General features: G+C 41.4%; 19 protein-coding genes. 7 read left to right on the top strand and 12 right to left on the bottom strand.

Annotated elements, in window-relative coordinates; translation table 11 throughout:
* Positions 1 to 155: 155 nt before the first annotated feature.
* Positions 156 to 1,628 carry an aminotransferase class I/II-fold pyridoxal phosphate-dependent enzyme gene (locus C6348_RS02675; RefSeq protein ID WP_106042317.1) on the top strand — a complete coding sequence of 491 codons (1,473 nt, stop codon included), beginning with the start codon at positions 156 to 158 and terminating at the stop codon, positions 1,626 to 1,628.
* A 43-nt stretch (positions 1,629 to 1,671) separates the two neighbouring features.
* On the opposite strand, the gene C6348_RS02670 is transcribed toward C6348_RS02675, so the two are convergent.
* Complete coding sequence (locus C6348_RS02670) at positions 1,672 to 1,791, bottom strand: GapA-binding peptide SR1P (RefSeq protein ID WP_003212464.1); 120 nt, start codon at positions 1,789 to 1,791, stop codon at positions 1,672 to 1,674.
* A 316-nt stretch (positions 1,792 to 2,107) separates the two neighbouring features.
* On the opposite strand from C6348_RS02670, the gene C6348_RS02660 reads away from it, so the two are divergent.
* Positions 2,108 to 2,488, top strand: coding sequence for a hypothetical protein (locus tag C6348_RS02660; protein WP_223251442.1), 381 nt, complete (start codon positions 2,108 to 2,110; stop codon positions 2,486 to 2,488).
* Between the two features lie 119 nt (positions 2,489 to 2,607).
* On the opposite strand, the gene lpdA is transcribed toward C6348_RS02660, so the two are convergent.
* The 5 genes from lpdA to C6348_RS02635 all read right to left on the bottom strand — a co-directional run bounded on the left by lpdA (position 2,608) and on the right by C6348_RS02635 (position 8,648).
* A complete protein-coding gene (lpdA, locus tag C6348_RS02655) occupies positions 2,608 to 4,020 on the bottom strand; it encodes a dihydrolipoyl dehydrogenase (RefSeq protein WP_034662665.1) in 1,413 nt (470 codons plus the stop codon).
* Positions 4,021 to 4,024: 4 nt separating this feature from the next.
* The gene (locus C6348_RS02650) at positions 4,025 to 5,365 is read right to left on the bottom strand and encodes a dihydrolipoamide acetyltransferase family protein (protein WP_106041775.1); all 1,341 of its coding nucleotides are present in this window, start codon (positions 5,363 to 5,365) and stop codon (positions 4,025 to 4,027) included.
* Between the two features lie 107 nt (positions 5,366 to 5,472).
* Positions 5,473 to 6,450: a pyruvate dehydrogenase complex E1 component subunit beta gene (gene pdhB, locus C6348_RS02645; protein WP_106041773.1), complete on the bottom strand. Its 978-nt coding sequence runs from the start codon at positions 6,448 to 6,450 to the stop codon at positions 5,473 to 5,475.
* Between the two features lie 3 nt (positions 6,451 to 6,453).
* The gene (pdhA, locus tag C6348_RS02640) at positions 6,454 to 7,569 is read right to left on the bottom strand and encodes a pyruvate dehydrogenase (acetyl-transferring) E1 component subunit alpha (protein WP_060596162.1); all 1,116 of its coding nucleotides are present in this window, start codon (positions 7,567 to 7,569) and stop codon (positions 6,454 to 6,456) included.
* A 410-nt stretch (positions 7,570 to 7,979) separates the two neighbouring features.
* Entirely contained in the window at positions 7,980 to 8,648 is a 669-nt protein-coding gene (locus tag C6348_RS02635; RefSeq protein ID WP_106041771.1) for a YkyA family protein, read from the bottom strand.
* Positions 8,649 to 8,882: 234 nt separating this feature from the next.
* Here C6348_RS02635 and C6348_RS02630 point away from each other — a divergent pair, with 234 nt between their 5' ends.
* Both C6348_RS02630 and def read left to right on the top strand, forming a co-directional pair.
* A complete protein-coding gene (locus C6348_RS02630) occupies positions 8,883 to 9,074 on the top strand; it encodes a YjcZ family sporulation protein (protein WP_106042316.1) in 192 nt (63 codons plus the stop codon).
* A 112-nt stretch (positions 9,075 to 9,186) separates the two neighbouring features.
* Entirely contained in the window at positions 9,187 to 9,744 is a 558-nt protein-coding gene (gene def, locus C6348_RS02625) for a peptide deformylase (protein ID WP_034662672.1), read from the top strand.
* 39 nt (positions 9,745 to 9,783) lie between these two features.
* Here def and C6348_RS02620 read toward each other — a convergent pair whose 3' ends face one another.
* A complete protein-coding gene (locus tag C6348_RS02620; protein ID WP_106041769.1) occupies positions 9,784 to 10,563 on the bottom strand; it encodes a Cof-type HAD-IIB family hydrolase in 780 nt (259 codons plus the stop codon).
* Positions 10,564 to 10,958: 395 nt separating this feature from the next.
* On the opposite strand from C6348_RS02620, the gene C6348_RS02615 reads away from it, so the two are divergent.
* Complete coding sequence (locus C6348_RS02615; protein WP_003211882.1) at positions 10,959 to 11,168, top strand: DNA-dependent RNA polymerase subunit epsilon; 210 nt, start codon at positions 10,959 to 10,961, stop codon at positions 11,166 to 11,168.
* A 5-nt stretch (positions 11,169 to 11,173) separates the two neighbouring features.
* The gene (gene rnjA, locus C6348_RS02610) at positions 11,174 to 12,841 is read left to right on the top strand and encodes a ribonuclease J1 (protein WP_012009818.1); all 1,668 of its coding nucleotides are present in this window, start codon (positions 11,174 to 11,176) and stop codon (positions 12,839 to 12,841) included.
* Positions 12,842 to 12,942: 101 nt separating this feature from the next.
* Here the strand turns inward: rnjA and ade are convergent, their stop codons facing one another.
* The 5 genes from ade to abhA form a co-directional block, all read right to left on the bottom strand.
* A complete protein-coding gene (gene ade / locus C6348_RS02605) occupies positions 12,943 to 14,673 on the bottom strand; it encodes an adenine deaminase (protein ID WP_106041767.1) in 1,731 nt (576 codons plus the stop codon).
* A 262-nt stretch (positions 14,674 to 14,935) separates the two neighbouring features.
* Entirely contained in the window at positions 14,936 to 15,604 is a 669-nt protein-coding gene (locus C6348_RS02600; protein ID WP_034662681.1) for a potassium channel family protein, read from the bottom strand.
* A 37-nt stretch (positions 15,605 to 15,641) separates the two neighbouring features.
* Positions 15,642 to 16,478, bottom strand: coding sequence for a gamma-glutamylcyclotransferase family protein (locus C6348_RS02595; protein ID WP_106042315.1), 837 nt, complete (start codon positions 16,476 to 16,478; stop codon positions 15,642 to 15,644).
* 4 nt (positions 16,479 to 16,482) lie between these two features.
* Positions 16,483 to 17,793 carry an ATP-binding protein gene (locus C6348_RS02590; protein WP_106041765.1) on the bottom strand — a complete coding sequence of 437 codons (1,311 nt, stop codon included), beginning with the start codon at positions 17,791 to 17,793 and terminating at the stop codon, positions 16,483 to 16,485.
* A gap of 144 nt (positions 17,794 to 17,937) precedes the next feature.
* A complete protein-coding gene (gene abhA, locus C6348_RS02585; RefSeq protein ID WP_034662686.1) occupies positions 17,938 to 18,216 on the bottom strand; it encodes a transcriptional regulator AbhA in 279 nt (92 codons plus the stop codon).
* Positions 18,217 to 18,491: 275 nt separating this feature from the next.
* Between abhA and mreBH the strand changes: the two genes are divergently transcribed.
* Positions 18,492 to 19,499 carry a rod-share determining protein MreBH gene (mreBH, locus tag C6348_RS02580; RefSeq protein WP_060596160.1) on the top strand — a complete coding sequence of 336 codons (1,008 nt, stop codon included), beginning with the start codon at positions 18,492 to 18,494 and terminating at the stop codon, positions 19,497 to 19,499.
* Positions 19,500 to 19,526 lie beyond the last annotated feature (27 nt).

Here is a 19,526-nt window from a genome sequence, read left to right as displayed (position 1 = left end):
TGAACTTTTATTATAGCATCTGTTCGATCAGAAACCGATTGATTTTATGCTTTACATTCCGATCAGTTCATAATATAATTCTTTTGTTTTATGCAATGAAATCTGCCGTTATTGGCACAATAATAGCAGGTATTTCGATGAAGGTGGGAAAGCAATTGTCACAACATGATACACCCTTATACACTGGACTAAAAAAGCATGCAGCAACCAATCCAGTCCAATTTCACATTCCAGGCCATAAAAAAGGAGCCGGAATGGACCCTGAATTTAGAGCATTCATTGGCGACAATGCATTAAGCATTGATCTCATTAATATAGAACCTCTCGATGATTTACATTCACCTCGAGGGATGATAAAAGAAGCACAGGAGCTCGCTGCTGAAGCATTCGGTGCTGACCATACATTTTTCTCCATTCAAGGAACAAGCGGCGCCATCATGACAATGGTGATGACCGTATGCGGACCTGGAGATAAAATCATCATTCCGCGCAATGTCCATAAATCGATTATGTCCGCCATTGTATTTTCTGGCGCAGTTCCTGTTTTTATTCACCCAGAAATAGACAAAGAGCTTGGCATCTCTCACGGCATTACACCAGAATCAGCGAAAAAAGCGCTCACGGAGCACCCAGATGCAAAAGGTCTGCTTGTGATTAATCCGACGTATTTTGGGGTTTCAGCAGACTTAAAATCGATTGTAGACATTGCCCATTCATTTCATGTGCCTGTCCTTGTCGATGAAGCACACGGCGTGCATATTCATTTTCACGATGAGCTTCCACTATCTGCGATGCAGGCAGGTGCCGACATGGCAGCAACAAGTGTCCATAAACTCGGCGGTTCCCTTACCCAGAGCTCTATTTTAAATATGAAGGAAGGGCTTGTCTCAAAAGATCGCGTACAATCGATTTTGAGCATGCTGACGACAACGTCTACTTCTTATTTGCTCTTAGCGTCTCTTGACGTCGCTCGAAAGCGATTAGCCACTGAAGGAAAGGCACTTGCAGATGAAGCCATCCGTTTGGCTGAATCAGCGAGAAACCGTTTGAACCAAATTGATGGCATTACGTGTATTGGCAAGGAAATACTCGGTTCAGCTTCTACGTACGATTATGACCCAACGAAATTAATTATCTCAATTAAAGACCTTGGGCTAAATGGCCATGATGTCGAAAAATGGCTGAGAGAAAGCTACCGGATTGAAGTGGAGCTCTCTGACCTTTACAACATTTTATGTATTGTGACCCCTGGTGATTCTGATGAAACAATCGATACGCTTATAACGGCTATGAAGGAAATTGCCGCAACCTCTACAAGTGAGAGTGGCACACAAGCGGTCACAGAAGTCCTGCTGCCTGAGATTCCATCGCTTGCCATGACGCCGCGTGACGCCTTTTACGCCACAACAGAAGTGGTTCCGTTTAAAGAAGCAGCGGGCCGCATCATCGCAGAGTTTGTTATGGTGTACCCGCCAGGCATTCCTATTTTTATACCAGGTGAAATTATCACAGAAGAAAATATCTCATATATCTTTAAAAACATTGAAATTGGTCTCCCTGTCCAAGGACCAGAAGATTCAACGCTTAAAATGATCCGCGTGATTAAAGAACAAAAACCAATTTTATAAAAAAGAAACATGCAGCCCCAAATGGAGCTGCATGCTTTTTTATTTATTCAGAGGCTTCATCACAGCAATGACAGTGACCACACGTCCCGTATAGCGTTGTCACTTTTTCATTTTCAAATTGATCAATGGTTTCATTGCAATCTTGACAAATAATTGTACCCACGTACATTCCCCTTTTCTTCATTCATAATTTGAAAGCGTTTAATCTATTTCATATCTCTATAATATGATGTCACATTTAAGTTGTCAACGGTTAATTGTATGACACATTTAAATATTTTTTATGATTATGTGCTTTTTTCTCATCATATTGAGGGAACGTTTCAATTGTATTTTGCTTCATATCAATTCTGTAACAATTGAGTAACAATCGAAAATTGTCAAAAAGGACATGATACACTAGAGTGACTAACAGGTAACCAGCTCCTAAAAATGTTGGGACAACCCCAAAGGATTTTGAGGTGAATAGATTGAATTTTATGAGGTCACTTCTCATTATATTCCCCATGCTCTTTGTACTTAGTTCATGCTCATTTGCGTATATCATACCGAATCAGACCGACCAAGTCAGTCATATTCAGAAACCAAGAATTCTCTTTTTTACAGATGCAGAAAATCTTGATAAAGAAAGTCCTTATTATGATGCAGTCCTCGATTTAAAGAATGAATATCCGAAGGAAATGTCAAAGATGATTGTGAAAGAAGATCGTAAAGGCTGGAAAAATGAAGTAGACGAATTGCCGGCTATTTTACTTGTAAATAATGAAAAAGTCATTGTGAAGGTTGAAGGAAATGTCAGCAGCAAAGAGGATATTTTATCGCCCTTATGCCACGCTTTAGACCGCGTGAATACAAATTAATGGCCTAACCTTGCACTTATATATCCATATGAAAAAGCCCCTCATCTCATGAGGGGTTTTTTCATATGGGAGCGCTCAAAAAAACCCTCTCCATCAAGGAGAGGGTTTTAATAGGTTCATTATTTTACGATATGAATTGGGCTTCCAATTGCTACTTCAGCCGTTTCCATTGTAATTTCACCTAAAGTTGGATGAGCGTGAATTGTCATTGCGATATCTTCAGCAGTCACTCCAGCTTCGATTGCAAGGCTAAGCTCTGAAATCATATCAGAAGCGCCAACACCTGCGATTTGTGCACCGATAACAAGACCATCCTCTTTACGAGTGATCATTTTCATGAAGCCATCAGTTGCATCAAGAGAAAGTGCACGTCCGTTCGCTGCGAATGGGAATTTCGCTGCAACGATTTCGATTCCTTCTTCTTTTGCTTCTGCTTCTGTGTACCCAACAGTTGCAAGTTCTGGCTCAGAGAATACAACAGCAGGAATACCAAGGTAATCAATTTCAGCTGGCTCTCCAGCGATTGCTTCAGCTGCAATTTTACCTTCGTAAGAAGCTTTGTGTGCAAGTGGTGGTCCATCAACGATGTCACCAATTGCATAGATGTTAGATACGCTTGTACGGCATTGTTTGTCTGTTTTGACAACTCCGCGATCAGTCAATTCAACACCAACTTGCTCAAGACCAAGCTCATCCGTGTTTGGACGACGACCAACAGTCACAAGTACGTAATCAGCATCAACTGTTTTTTCTTCACCTTTTACTTCGAAAGTAACAGTGACACCATCAGATTTTTCTTCAACGCCTTTTGCAAGAGCGTTTGTATGAATTTCAACGTTTCCTTTTTTCTTCAGGTTACGTTTAACCAATGAGCTCATTTGCTTTTCGAAACCTGGAAGGATTTCGTCTCCACCTTCAAGGATGACAACTTCTGTTCCAAAGTTTGCATAAGCAGTTCCAAGCTCAGTACCGATATATCCACCACCGATCACAACTAACTTTTTAGGTACTTCTTTAAGCGCCAAAGCACCAGTTGAGTTGATCACGCGGTCTGTGTATTTAAAAGTAGGCAATTCAATTGGACGAGATCCAGTTGCAAGAATTGCATTTTTGAAAGTGTAAGTCTGTGCTGAATTTTCATCCATTACACGTACAGAGTTGCTGTCTACGAAATAAGCTTCACCTTTAACGATGTCTACTTTATTTCCTTTAAGAAGACCTTGAACTCCACCTGTTAATTTGTTAACAACAGAAGCTTTCCACTCTTGAACTTTTGTGAAATCAACTGTTACGTTTTCAGCTTTGATACCCATGTCTTCAGAATGCTTAGCATTTTCGAAACGATGGCCAGCATTGATTAATGCTTTTGAAGGAATACAGCCAACGTTTAGACATACACCGCCAAGTGTTCCTTTTTCAACGATTGTTACTTTTTGTCCAAGCTGTGCAGCACGAATAGCAGCTACATATCCACCAGGACCTGCACCGATGACAAGAGTATCTGTTTCGATTGGGAAATCTCCTACTACCATGACATTACGCCTCCATTAAAATTAATTGTGGATCATTCAATAAACGCTTGATGTGGTTAAGGGCATTTTGCGCAGTAGCTCCGTCGATCATACGGTGGTCAAAGCTTAGGGAAAGAGCTAAGACTGGAGCTGCAACGATTTCGCCATCACGAACAACCGCTTTTTCAGCGATACGGCCAATACCAAGGATCGCTACTTCTGGGTGGTTGATGACTGGAGTAAACCATTGTCCACCAGCAGAACCGATGTTTGTGATTGTGCAAGATGCACCTTTCATTTCAGCTGGAGCCAGTTTACCATCACGTGCTTTTGTTGCAAGCTCATTGATTTCGTTAGACACTTCGAAAATTGCTTTGCGATCTGCATTTTTCACAACTGGAACGAGCAGGCCTTTTTCAGTGTCAGCTGCAATTCCGATGTTGTAGTAATGCTTTTGAACAACTTCATCTGTTTTATCATCGATAGAAGTGTTAAGTACTGGGTACTTTTTCAAAGCAGAAGTTAGAGCTTTTACAACGTAAGGCAAGTAAGTTAACTTGATTCCTTGATCAGCTGCAACTTGTTTGAATTGTTTACGATGTGCAACAAGGTTCGTTACATCAACTTCATCCATTAATGTTACGTGAGGAGCTGTATGCTTAGAGTTCACCATTGCTTTCGCGATCGCTTTGCGGATGCCGCTCATTTTCTCGCGAGTTTCTGGGAATTCTCCTTCAAGAACTGGAGCTGCTGCCGCTTTTGGAGCTGCTTCTTCTTTCGCACTTTCAGCTGCTTGAGGTGCTGCTTCTTGAGCTGCAGAACCACCATTAACGAAGCTGTCGATATCTTCTTTTAACACACGGCCGTTTTTACCAGAACCTGCAACTTTGTAAATTTCAACGCCTTTTTCGCGAGCATATTTACGTACAGATGGCATAGCGATGACGCGTTTGTTTGGATCAGCATCTACTTGCTCTTGTGCGCCTGCACCAGTTGCTGCTGCCGCTTCTTCTTGTGCCACTTCTTTCTTCTCTGGCTCGTTACCAGCTTCAGCAGTACCTTGTACTTGAGCTTCAGTTTTTGCTTCGCCTTCTTCTTCGCTGCCTTTAAATTGAAGATTTTCGTAACCAGGTGCATCAAACGTAATGATTGTTTGTCCTACAGTTGCAACTATTCCCTCTTCAACTTTTAATTCTAATACTTTTCCTTTAACAGGTGAAGGAATTTCTACAACTGCTTTATCGTTTTGTACCTCTGCTAAAACGTCATCTTCATTGATTTCGTCGTTTGGTTTTACAAACCACTTAACGATCTCACCTTCGTGGATACCTTCTCCGATGTCCGGAAGTTTAAATTCAAATGCCACTGTTTTTCGCCTCCTAGATTTTGTTGAATCCTTGTTGTGTATATTTACACGGTCATGTAATTGATAAAGGGGAAGAGAAATAAATTCTTTTCCCCTCTGTCATTTAATTAAAATTCAAGAACTTTCTTAGCTGTTTCAAGCACGTCTTTATGGTTTGGAAGCCATACGCTCTCAGCTTGAGAGAAAGCAAATACAGTATCAGGTGCAGCTACACGAAGTACTGGTGCTTCTAGGCTAAGGATTGCTCTGTCATTGATTTCAGCTACTACGTTTGCAGCAATACCAGCTTGTTTTTGTGCTTCTTGAACAACGATCGCACGACCTGTTTTTTCAACAGAAGCGATGATTGTTTCAATATCAAGCGGGCATACTGTACGAAGGTCGATCACTTCAGCAGAAACGCCTTCTTTTTCAAGTTCTTCAGCAGCTTTAAGTGATTCGTGAACCATTGCACCATAAGTGATGATTGAAAGGTCAGAACCTTCACGTTTCACGTCAGCTTTACCGATTTCAATTGTGTACTCTTCTTCAGGAACTTCCTGACGGAAAGAGCGATAAAGTTTCATATGCTCAAGGAACACAACCGGATCGTTGTCGCGGATTGCAGAAATTAATAGTCCTTTTGCATCGTAAGGTGTTGAAGGAATGACAACCTTGATACCAGGCTGTTGTGCGATAAGACCTTCTAAGCTGTCAGCATGAAGCTCAGGAGTATGAACCCCTCCACCGAATGGAGAACGGATTGTCACTGGAGAATGCCAGCGTCCGCCAGAACGGTAACGCATACGAGCCATTTGTCCAGAAACAGAATCTAATACTTCGTAAACGAATCCGAAGAATTGAATTTCCATTACTGGGCGGAATTCTTGTAGTCCAAGGCCAATTGCAAGACCGCCAATACCAGATTCAGCAAGTGGAGTATCGAATACACGATCCTCACCAAACTCTTTTTGCAATCCTTCAGTCGCACGGAATACGCCGCCGTTTTTACCAACGTCTTCTCCGAAAACGAGAACGTTTTCGTCATTTTTCAGTTCTGTGCGTAACGCATCAGTGATCGCTTGAATCATTGTCATTTGCGCCATGGCTTACTTCGACTCCTTCTGTTTGTAAATTTCAAGCTGTTCAACTAAGTTGAATGGTTTCACATCGTACATGTTTTCAATCAAGTCAGTGACTTTTTGCTTAGGCTGTTCGTCAGCTTCTTTGATCGCTTGTTTGATTTGTTCTTTTGCATCTTCGATGACTTTATTCTCTTCTTCTTCAGACCATAGGCCTTTGTTTTCCAAGAATCTGCGGTAGCGTACCAATGGATCTTTTTGCTCCCACTCATTTTCATCTTCTTTTGTACGATATCTTGTTGGATCGTCACCAGCCATTGTATGTGGGCCGTAACGGAATGTAAGAGTTTCGATTAATGTTGGACCTTCGCCATTTACAGCACGCTCACGAGCTTCAGCAGTTGCTGCATATACAGCTAATGCATCCATACCGTCAACTTGTACGCCTACGATACCAGCTGCAGCTGCTTTTTGTGCAATTGTTTGTGCAGCAGATTGCTTCTCAACAGGTGTAGAGATCGCATATCTGTTGTTTTGGACAACAAAAATCGCTGGCGCTTTGTAAGCCCCTGCAAAGTTGATACCTTCGTAGAAATCACCTTGTGAAGCTCCGCCATCACCAGTGTAAGTGATTGCAACAGCATTTTTACCGCGCTTTTTCAAACCAAGAGCTACACCAGCAGCTTGAATGATTTGTGCACCGATAATGATTTGTGGAGAAAGTGCATTCACATCTTCAGGCATTTGGTTACCAACAAAGTGTCCACGAGAGAACAAGAACGCTTTTGTTAATGGAAGGCCATGCCAGATTAATTGTGGTACATCACGATATCCTGGAAGAATGAAATCTTCTTTCTCAAGTGCAAAGTGAGTTGCAAGCTGAGAAGCCTCTTGTCCAGCTGTTGGCGCATAGAAGCCAAGACGTCCTTGACGGTTCAATGAAATTGAACGTTGATCTAATACACGTGTAAACACCATACGGCGCATTAATTCTTTTAATTGGTCATCTGAGAGATCCGGCATTGCCGCTTCGTTTACGACTTCGCCTTTTTCGTTTAAAATTTGAAACGTTTCAAACTGCTTTTTGATGGCATCAAATTGCTTTTTGCTATCAACAATTGCTTTTTTTGTTTTTGCAGCCATTCTAAAGTCACCTCTTCCTTTCTTTTAACAGTCAATTTGTCGTGAATCCATTTATACATACAGATATAGGATAACCCAAAATACACATATGACTCCTGTATTTAATAGCCACTAGGATCGTTGTCGAAACATTAGATGATCGCTCGTTTTTGAGTTCTTCTAACTGTATTAACGATAGTTCACAAAAAACTAATACAACTTCTGTTAACAAGGACTAGTTTACAACAAGAAAAATAGTCCGTCAATTGATTTAACGGCTTTATTTAAATAAATGTATTCGCTTTACTTTTTATAGTGAGCTGTATCAATCTGTTTAACAAACACCTCGAACTGTACTAGTATAGATTGTACTACTGTACTACAATAGAAAATGTTTGTTTTTGTCGAAAAATAAAAAAAGAGCTGTTTTTTCAGCTCTTTTGGGATTCTTGATCTGCCGCTTTATACAAAGCCTGTTTATCCTCATTCAATTGCTTTGTATATTGATTGAACTTCTTACCTTCTTTTCTGACTTTGCTATAAGAACGGTTCACCGTCTTCAGCTTGGATTTCAACTCTTCATATCCTAAGTCCTTCTTCTTTAAAGATTGATACAAATGCTGATCTTGTTTCAGCGCCTTTTGATATTCCTTGTAAAGCTGGTCATACGACGCATATCTTTTCTCAAGCGATTTGACCGTTTCATCTGCTTTTTCTTTTAAATCCGTATCTTTTATACGTCCGGCAGATTCCTTTACCGTTTTCAATTCTTTTTTCGATTCATCCATGCTGGCTTTTTCTGTTTTTAAATGTTCTTTTCGTTTCGCTGCAGATGCTAACGCCTGATCAGAAAGGCTTGACACTGTTTTTGTATGATCTTTTGTGGTTTGGATCATTTTTGTATAGAGCTGCTGCTCTTTTTTCTCATAGCTTTGCAGTGTACCTTGCTCTTTTTCAAAGGATGCCTCTTTTTCGCTCATTTTCGTCATCGCATCTTGCATGTCATGAAATGGACTTTGACCTCCGCATCCCGCCAGCAAAAGGGTACATATCCCCGCTAAAGCAGCACATGCTTTCATGCTTCTTCTCATCTGTCTCATCACAAGGTTCCCCCTTTACATCTCCACATACCACTATAATTTTTATAGGCGCTTGTGACAAGGAAAGAGGTCATCCTGATGAGCCGGAGAAGATTTTTTTCAAGTGATAGGCGCATGACTATACAAATAGTGCATTCATACATAGTTTATATTACACGCTTCGCCTTCACTTATGAGAGGCCGAGTGTATTTCCAAAGGAGGTCAAAAGTATGTCTAATTATAGTCATGGAAGTATGTATGGTGGATACGGCGGTTACGGGTATGGACACGGTGGTGGATATGGCGGTGGCTGTTGTTACCCAAGTTATGGCGGTGGCTACGGATACGGCGGAGGACGGACATTCGCTTTAATCGTTGTCCTTTTCATCCTATTAATCATCGTTGGCGCAGCATTCTTAGGCGGCGGCGGTGGCGGCTGCTGCTAATGGCTGTTTAAGCCTCTGACCGGTCTCATAGGACCGGTCTTCTTTATTTCATTGCATATGTTGTGTATCATTTTATATACTTTACATACAAAGGAAATAGGAGTGAAGATTTGTGATTACCATGGAAGATATCGTACGGGACGGACATCCCGTCTTAAGACAAACAGCTGAAGCGGTCGAGCTCCCGCCGACAGAAGAGGAAAAACAGCAATTAGCTGACATGATTGAATTCGTCAAAAATAGTCAGGATGCTGACATGGCTGAAAAGTATGGACTCAGACCCGGCGTTGGACTAGCAGCTCCGCAAATTAATATCAGTAAACGGATGATCGCTGTTCACTGTGAGGACGAAGATGGAGAGGAATACAGCTATGCCCTTTTCAACCCGCGCATTGTCAGTCACTCGGTCAAAAGAGCTTATTTAGCTACTGGTGAAGGCTGCTTATCTGTTGATGAAGCCATTCCTGGATTTGTCCCTCGATATCAAAAAATCAGGGTGAAGGCCACAACGCTTGAAGGAGAAGACATTGATATTCGCCTAAAAGGGTTCCCGGCCATTGTTTTTCAGCATGAAATCGACCATTTAAACGGCATTATGTTTTATGATCATATTCAAAAGGATCAGCCCTTCGCTGAGCCAGACAACTCTGTTGCGATCGGCAGATCATAAAATAAAAAGAAGACCCATTAGCCTAAGGGTCTTCTTTTTTTACTCTTCAATGAGGCCAAGATGAGTCACTGCATGGAATATGCCGTCTTCATCTACTGGCTTTGTCACAAAATCAGCCAAATCTTTTAATTCATTCACAGCATTTCCCATGGCAACGCCAGTTCCAGCAAATGAAATCATCTCTCGATCGTTCAGACCGTCTCCAAAGGCAATGGTATCCTTTTGATCGTAAGGCAGCCTTTCGATGACTCGTTTAATGCCTTCAGCCTTCGACCCGCCTTTTGGCAGGACATCTGTTGACAGCTCGTGCCATCTGACAAGATCAATTTCTTCGCGGAACGCCTCGTATTGGACTTCCTCTTCAGCCTTACAGAATAACAGCATTTGAAAAATCTCGTTTTCTTTAAAGTAAGACAAATCATGCTCAGGATGCTCTGTTTTTAAAGTCCCAATCCCCTCATGGATAAACGGATGATTTGGCACAGAAGCCTTCATCGTTTTTTCCCCCATAAAAACAAGCGGATGATCATGACGATCCGCCGTTTCATAAATTTGCTCCATCAGCTCCAGTTTCAGCGGATTGCCGTAAATGACCTCTCCCTCATACATGACATACTGACCGTTATAAGCAATAAAGGAGTCAAGCCCTAATTCCTCTAAAATAGGCTGAATCAAAAAAGGCGAACGCCCAGATGCAATAAAGAGATGATGGCCTTTTTCTTTTAATAAGCGAACCGCTCGCTTCGTTGATTCAGGTATTTTTTTATCATGATCATATAAAGTACCGTCGATATCAAAGAAGATGACTTTTTTATTCATATCCCGTCTCCTGTCTCTTGTTATGTATACCCACTCCCTTTCATCATACAGAAAGATTTCCTCTTTCGAAACCACTTCCTATGAAAACGCCTATTTCCCACATATAACCATGTAACATTCAATGGAATCGTCATATAATACAAGTATAAAGAGAGAACGGAATACATGGTCTAATCTGACTTCAAACCGAAAGGAGGCGACCTGTGATGCTTCGTCGTCTGCGCAAGAAAATTAGAAGACAATGGAAGGACATGCTTCGTAAAAAATCGATCGCTTAAAAGGATCTTCCGCACATTTGCCGAAGGTCCTTTTTTCTCAGAGACTTTTCTTATGCGCGTTTTTTTAATATAATAGAATTAGCGAGTGTAACATACGGTATTTAAGGAGAGATTTGGATGATATATAAGGTATTTTTTCAGGCAAGTACTACTGAGGTACCTGTAAGAGAACACACAGATTCACTATACGTTGAAGCGGTTTCTGAAAGAGACGTACGCGATAAGTTGAAAAAACATAGCTACAACATTGAATTCATTCAGCCTGTAGACGGTGCTTTTTTAGACTATGAACGAGAAAGTGAAAATTTTAAAGTATTGGAGCTATGAGAGGAATGAAATTTGTTAAAAACGATCAGGCGGCAGTTTTTGCGCTCGGCGGTTTAGGCGAGATCGGTAAAAACACGTATGGCGTTCAATTTCAAGATGAAATCATTTTAATTGATGCTGGTATTAAGTTCCCTGAAGATGAGCTTCTTGGAATTGACTACGTCATCCCTGACTATACGTACTTAGTTAAAAACGAAGATAAAATCAAAGGTCTTTTCATCACTCACGGACATGAAGACCACATCGGCGGTATCCCTTACCTTCTCAAGCAAGTGAATATTCCAGTTTACGGCGGCAAACTCGCAATCGGCCTACTTCGTAATAAATTGGAAGAGCACGGCCTCTTGAGACAAACAAAACTTCACATTTTTGAAGAAGAAGATACCATTAAATTTAGAAAAACAGCTGTGTCTTTCTTTAGAACAACACACAGTATTCCAGATTCTTATGGAATTGTCGTGAAGACACCTCCTGGTAACATCGTACATACAGGTGATTTCAAGTTTGACTTTACGCCTGTTGGCGAGCCTGCCAACTTAACAAAAATGGCTGAAATCGGGAAAGAAGGCGTTCTATGTCTTTTATCCGATAGTACAAACAGTGAAATTCCAGAATTTACGATGTCTGAAAGACGCGTAGGCGAAAGCATTGATGACATCTTTAGAAAAGTCGACGGACGTATCATCTTTGCTACGTTTGCTTCAAACATTCACAGACTTCAGCAAGTCATTGAGTCCGCTGTTGCCAACGGCCGAAAAGTTGCTGTGTTTGGACGCAGTATGGAGTCTGCCATTGATATTGGACAAGATCTTGGCTACATTAAATGTCCGAAAAACACGTTTATTGAACATAATGAAATCAACCGTCTACCAGCAAACAAAGTGACCATTCTTTGTACTGGGAGCCAAGGTGAACCGATGGCTGCTCTTTCACGTATTGCAAACGGCACTCACCGCCAGATTTCGATTAATCCTGGAGACACTGTTGTCTTCTCATCTTCACCGATTCCGGGTAACAATATTAGCGTAAGCCGCACCATTAACCAGCTTTATCGTGCTGGCGCTGAGGTCATTCATGGCTCACTCAATAATATTCATACATCTGGTCACGGCGGACAAGAGGAACAAAAGCTGATGCTCCGTTTAATTAAACCAAAATTCTTTATGCCGATTCACGGTGAATACCGCATGCAAAAAACGCATATTAAGCTTGCGAATGATTGCGGAATTCCTGAGGAAAACTGCTTTATCATGGATAACGGTGAAGTTCTTGCACTAAAAGGTGACGAAGCAAGTGTCGCTGGCAAAATCCCATCAGGTAACGTGTATATAGACGGAAGCGGAATTGGCGATATCGGGAATATCGTCTTAAGAGACCGCCGCATTCTTTCAGAAGAAGGTCTTGTCATTGTGGTCGTCAGCATGGACATGAAAGAATTCAAAATCTCTGCTGGTCCTGATCTCATCTCAAGAGGCTTTGTCTACATGAGAGAATCTGGAGACCTCATTAACGACGCACAAGATTTGATTTCAAAGCATCTTGAAAAAGTAATGGAACGTAAGACAACTCAGTGGTCGGAAATTAAGAACGAAATTACGGACACACTTGCACCTTTCCTTTATGAAAAAACAAGACGCCGCCCAATGATCTTACCGATTATTATGGAAGTGTAATAACAAAAAGAGACACGAGCCGACTGGCTGTGTCTCTTTTTTCATCAAGCATTGAAAAAAACCGCACATATTACAAGGTATACATGCAGTTTCTCATTCTTTTATGATTGAATTGGGAGGTGCTGAAAGCTTCTGACATCAAACAATCCCTTTGTCGTCATTTTCACATCAGGAATGACTGGAAGTGCCAAGAAGGACAGCGTCAAAAACGGATTAAAGTCTAAGGAAAAACCAGTTTCTTTTAGTGCTTCATGGAGTTCATGGAGGCTTTCATTGACGAGATGTGCCGGCTGATCTGACAATAAACCAGAGATCGGTAATGGCAGCGTATGAAGAGACTGGCCTTCTTTGACAACGGTCAAACCGCCGCCTGCTTCTTTTAACGCCTCAATCGCTTTAATAATATCGGCATCATTTGTGCCAACTGCAATTAAGTTATGTGAATCATGTGCAACCGTTGTTGCAACCGCACCCTGTTTGATGCCGAAGCCGCTGACAATCCCTACCCCCATTTCAGATAAACCTTGATGACGTTCGACAAGCACCATTTTTAATACATCTCTGTCTGTATCACTAGTAAATTGTCCGTTCGTTTCTGAAGGAGTGACTTGTTCTAACTTTGTTTCAAGCTGATTCGGAATAATACGGATGACATTCATTTTTTGATCGTCTGTGATAGGCAGTGCAATATCTTGCTCTTGAACGTCTATTGCATGAACAGATTGTAATAATGCTGGGCTCGGTGCGATCTTTTCGACACTCGGTTTGTACTCTCCATGCTGCGCAACCAATTCTCCCGCAATAAATACGCTTGAGATGTCTACATGATGAAGGTCTGAGACGAGCATAAAATCAGCATCATAGCCTGGTGCAATGGCTCCCTTTGTTTTAAGACCAAAACACTCTGCGGCATTTAAGCTTCCCATTTGATAGGCTAAAAATGGATCTAAGCCTGCTTTTATGGACATCCGTACTTGCTCATCAATACTTCCCTGCGCCATTAAATCATCTAAATGTTTATCATCTGTACAAAAGAAAAAACGTCTCGCATTCTTCTCATTCACAGCAGGTAAAACGTTTTTCACGTTTTTGGCAACAGATCCCTCTCTCAGCATGACATACATACCTCGTTTTACACGTTCAAGGGCTTCCTGTGCTGTTGTCACCTCATGGTCTGTTTGGACATTGGCCGTGCGGTAAACGTTTATTAATCGGTCTGTTAAGCCTGCTAGATGGCCATCAATCAGTTTATTCTCGTTTTGAGCATCAAGCAGCTTTTGAAGCATATCTTCTTCTGCCTGCTCCACACCGACATAGTCCATCACCTCAGCAAGACCAAGCACTTCCTTCTCTTGATAAAGGGGCTTTAAATCTTTCGCTTTTAATGTAGCACCTGATCGTTCAAAACTGACTGCCGGTACACAGGATGGCAGCATGAAATAAATATGTAAGGCAGCTTTTCTCGCTTCTTCAAGCATAAAACGGATGCCTGTTATACCTGACACATTGGCGATTTCATGCGGGTCTGTTACGACAGTTGTCACACCGCGCGGAACGACAGCTTTGGAGAATTCAGCAGGGGTAACCATAGAAGACTCGATATGAACGTGGCCATCAATAAAACCAGGTACAAGCATTTGACCTGCTGCATCCAGCTCCTGTTCTCCCTCGTACTCCCCTATCCCGACTATTTGTCCATTTTCAACAGCGACATCAGCGTCTATCCATTCCTGGTTAAACACATCCATGACTTTCGCATGTTTAATCACGAGGGCTGCTTTTTTTCTCTTTGCTGCTACCTCAATTTGATGTCTGAAAAGCTCCTTATCCAACGACACTGCCTCCTCCAAGTAAACAATATAATTTTTCTTATCGTAAACGAATCTGTTTGCCCAGTCAATGACATTTAGAGAAAATCAACCATATCAAAACACTGTTTTTTATTTCTGAATAGTGATAATTGCACGAAAAATATGATGACTCATTTTTGAGGTTATACATGAACAAAGCAACCCTTTTCAGTGTCTATTTCCTTCTCAATGTCCACCTGTCATGTACACATTCATATAAAAAAACACCCCGTCATCGGAGTGTTTAATAATCGTTCTGCATTTCTCGTTTTTCAAAGCGTCCTATATCGGCTACTGCCCCTATGACAATGAGGATATCTTCTTTTTGAATCATTTCATCTGCCAGAGGGGAAACGATGACTTCTTTTCCGCGCTTAATCGCCACAATGTTGATGCCGTATCTTGCCCGAATATCAAGATCTAAAAGAGAATGCCCCGCAAGCCTGTTGTTTGCAACAATCTCAATCAGGCTGTACTCATCTGACAGCTCGAGGTAATCGAGCACGTTATTTGAAATAATTTTATGTGCAATCCGTCTGCCCATATCTCGCTCTGGATGAACGATGCGATCCGCTCCAATTTTGTTGAGCACCTTTTCATGGTAGTCATTTTGCGCTTTCACGGTGACCATTTTGACGCCAAGCTCTTTCAGCATAATCGTTGTTAAAATACTTGCCTGAATGTTTTCGCCAATTGCAACGATGACATGATCAAAATTACGAATACCAAGATTTTTTAAAACGGATTCGTCGGTCGAATCGCCAATGACCGCGTGTGAGGCAATTTTCGCGTATTCGTTCACTCGATCTTCATTCATATCCATGGCCATGACTTCAAGTCCTTCTTCGCTCAGCGCCTTGCAAATACTTCCGCCAAAGCGTCCAAGACCAATGACTGCATATTCCTTTTTCATGTTCAGACTCCTTTTATTTCACTTATCATGTATTTTACTACGGTTTGATTAATGAATCCATATGCGAACGAATTTTTTTGCGGAACGCTTCACTTAAGTAGAGGTCTGCTCCTTTTTCGATTTCACTGCGATAATGAGCTGGCGGAGCGATTTCTTCGCTCTTTTGAAGCACAAGAAAGGTTAAACAGTCCTCATAAATTTGATCACCTATTTTGACATCGACATAAGCCGGACGATATGTGCCCTCATATACTCCTTCTCGTTTATACAAATAACGAATGGCATCAAAAGGAACCTCATATAAAACACCCTCTGTTTCGCCGCCGTCTTCTACCATATCAGCCCTTGATCCATCAGGCCTCACCAATGTAAATCTCGTGGTAAAACCGTTTAGTACACCGCCGCCAATGATTTGTTTGAAGTGATGATCGACTTCTGCCAGCTTAAATCTAGCATCGTCCATACAGGAGCCATAGGCAAAATAATAGAAGGATGACGGCTTCTGCTGCCACAGTCTATAAGCTTTCCAGCACCCTCTCTTTATTTCTTTCAGAGCTGATGTCTTCTGCTCTGGCAAAGTGTATGTCATGGCCTCTACCTGACCTTGATCCGTCATGACATTGATTTCCTGCTTGTCATACCCTTCCTCTAGTACGTCTATCTTATTCAACGCATCAGCGGTCACCTCGTACAATTCTCCGTATACAGTGCCTTTTTCTGCAGGAACGCACGCTGGGTATCCTTGACCTGTATCATAGATCCTTCCACTCATCCAAGCTGATTTAGCTAAAAGCCTGCTCTCCTTCATATACGCTTCGTGGTGCTCTTCATGCAGCAATAGCGTCCCATATACAAATAAAGCTTTCATCGTCATGACATCACGTCCTCTCAACTTGCTGCTGCCTGCTTTTTTGACACACAGGCAAATAGATTTGAAAAGCTGCGCCTTTTCCAAGCTCACTGGATACGTCCATTCTTCCGTGATGATCTTTTAAAATCGTCGCACAGATGGTCAAACCAAGCCCTGTCCCTTCTTTTTTCGTGGAAAAGAAAGGATCATATATTTTTTGAATATCCTCTTCAGACATCCCTTTTCCTTCATCTTGAATGGTAATCTTCCATTCATTCAATACTTTTTCTGTAGATATGTATATGCTGCCACCTTCAGGCATTGCCTCAATGGCATTTTTAATTAAATTAATGAACAGCTGCTTCATTTGATTAGCGTCTGCTAGGATAGCACCGGCATCCTGCTTTTTAAATGGCTGTTTGAGATCAATATTTGAAAGAACTGCATTTGTTTTTAATAAGGTAATCACCTGTTCTAGGAGCTCATGAAGCTGGACTTCTTGAAAATGGACCGCTTGAGGCTTAGCCAATACAAGCAGCTCACTTAAAACAAAATCAATCCGTTTAATTTCGGAAAAGATAATGTCAAAATAATCGGTTCTTTCAGGATATTGTGTCTTCATCAGCTGCAAAAAGCCATTTACTGATGTCAGTGGATTTCTGACTTCATGGGCGATCCCAGCAGCTATTTGTCCAGCAACAGCCAGCTTTTGCGCCTGCATTTGCAATTGCTGATTGGATCTTTCAAGCTCAAGCTTTGCCTGCTTTTGTTTCGTAATATCAGCAACCGTCCCAATCCCTCCGGTAAACTGGTGATGCTCATCAAAATAGAGCTTGTAATGAACGTCTCCCCATACCTTCTTTCCCTCTTTATGGAGAAGCTGCAGTTCTACCCGCCCCGCATCCTTATGTTCCTTGATCACAGATAACAAATGCTGGACCACGCGCTCCTCTTGATCAAAGTACTGATTGTACATGGTGCCTAGACATTCATCTATCTCATAGCCTGTCATTTGTGTCCATGCTTGATTTAAGAAAATAATTTCACCTTTCTCGTTTGTTTCAAAGACGATTTCTTGCAAGTTATCTGTGATTCGATTCAGCCGCTCTGTCAGTTCGTGTGCTTCTTTTTCTCTCTTATTTAAGTCTGACACAAGTAGATTTAAGCGGTCTACATAGCCTGAGACAACCCAGATCCCTGTTAAAACCAAGACTGTAAAGGCTAGATCGAGCGGCCAATTAATTTGATAGCCGCCTAGATAATAAAAGAAATCCCAGCTTAAGATTAAAATAAATGCAAGAACAGATAACACGATCCGCACTTGATATGTTTTGTTCAAATGATTCCACCTGCCGCCCTGAGATTCTTTGTCAATTGTACCATTTTCCACTTATTTTTTGAGGGTGATGGGGCATTTTTAAGGAACTTTTTCAGAAAAAAACAGCCTGTTCTCAGCACAAAGGAAGAGAGCAGGCTATTTTAATTACTGCTGAAGAGCTTCTTGCAGCTCTTTTAACAGTAGTTCTGCGCCTTCAGCGCTTAATGTAATTTGACCATTTCCATAATCATGGTTCTCCGATGTAATCTCACCAGTCATGAGGCAAACGCCCTCTGGCTGGTATTTTTTCAAGACGATTTTCTCCCCATCTATAAAAAATTCCATACTGTCTTTAATAGCAATATCAAGTGCTCTTCTTAATTCGATTGGCATCACAATACGCCCTAGTTCGTCTACTTTTCTTACGACTCCGATAGATTTCAATTTCGTTCCCTCTTTCTTTCATTAGCTCAAGATCAATCTGTTTTGCACCAATTGATATATCGTAGACGTAAGAGATTCTCAAAAGGTTTCTCCTCTATAAAATTTTTTTCATAAAAGAAAAAACAAAGGGAAAATTTATTGTGATTGTCAAAATGATACTTGAATTTTACAAGTTCATTTCAAGGTCATCACAAACCCCCACAAATGACATCAACCCTCTGAACTTTTAAATGTAAAATTGTTTAAAACAGCAAAAATAGAGATTGGGTGAAAACATGTTTCAAAATGCCGAAATTGGAATTGATTTAGGAACAGCTAACATATTGGTTTATAGTAAAAATAAGGGGATTATTTTAAATGAACCGTCCGTCGTGGCAGTCGATACAGAAACAAAAACTGTACTTGCAGTCGGAGCAGAAGCAAAAGAAATGATTGGGAAAACACCTGGTAAAATTGTGGCGATCCGTCCGATGAAAGACGGTGTCATCGCTGATTATGATATGACAACAGATTTACTCAAACAAATCATGAAAAAAGCAGGGAAAAATATCGGGTTTACCTTCAGAAAACCAACGGTCGTAGTATGTACACCTTCTGGTTCAACAGCTGTTGAACGCCGTGCCATCAGTGATGCTGTGAAAAATTGCGGTGCAAAGCACGTGCATTTAATTGAAGAACCTGTTGCAGCCGCAATCGGCGCTGATCTCCCGGTAGATGAGCCTGTTGCAAACGTCGTGGTCGATATTGGCGGAGGAACAACGGAAGTTGCCATCATTTCGTTTGGCGGCGTTGTCTCTTGTCATTCCATTCGAATTGGCGGAGATCAGCTGGATGAAGATATCATTACGTTTGTCCGAAAGAAATATAATCTATTAATCGGCGAGCGGACAGCCGAGCAGGTTAAAATGGAAATTGGTTATGGTCTCATTGAGCATGAGCCGGAATCATTAGAAGTACGTGGACGTGATCTGGTGACAGGTCTTCCAAAAACGATCACACTTGAATCTCATGAAATTCAAGGTGCCATGCGAGAATCACTTCTTCATATTTTAGAGGCGATTCGTGCCACATTAGAGGACAGCCCTCCAGAGCTTAGTGGTGACATTGTAGACCGCGGCGTGATCTTAACTGGCGGCGGCGCTTTGTTAAATGGGATTCAAGAATGGCTCTCACAGGAGATTGTCGTTCCAGTTCATATTGCAGCAAATCCACTTGAATCTGTCGCAATCGGAACAGGTCGTTCACTAGAAGTCATTCATAAATTGCAAAAAACATTAAAATAATCTTTTTGTTCTACTTCTTTTTTTATC

This window comes from Bacillus sp. YBWC18 (assembly GCF_002998775.1).
Classification (GTDB): domain Bacteria; phylum Bacillota; class Bacilli; order Bacillales; family Bacillaceae; genus Bacillus.
Note: the sequence above shows the minus strand (reverse complement) of the source record. Positions and strands in the feature narration are given on the sequence as shown.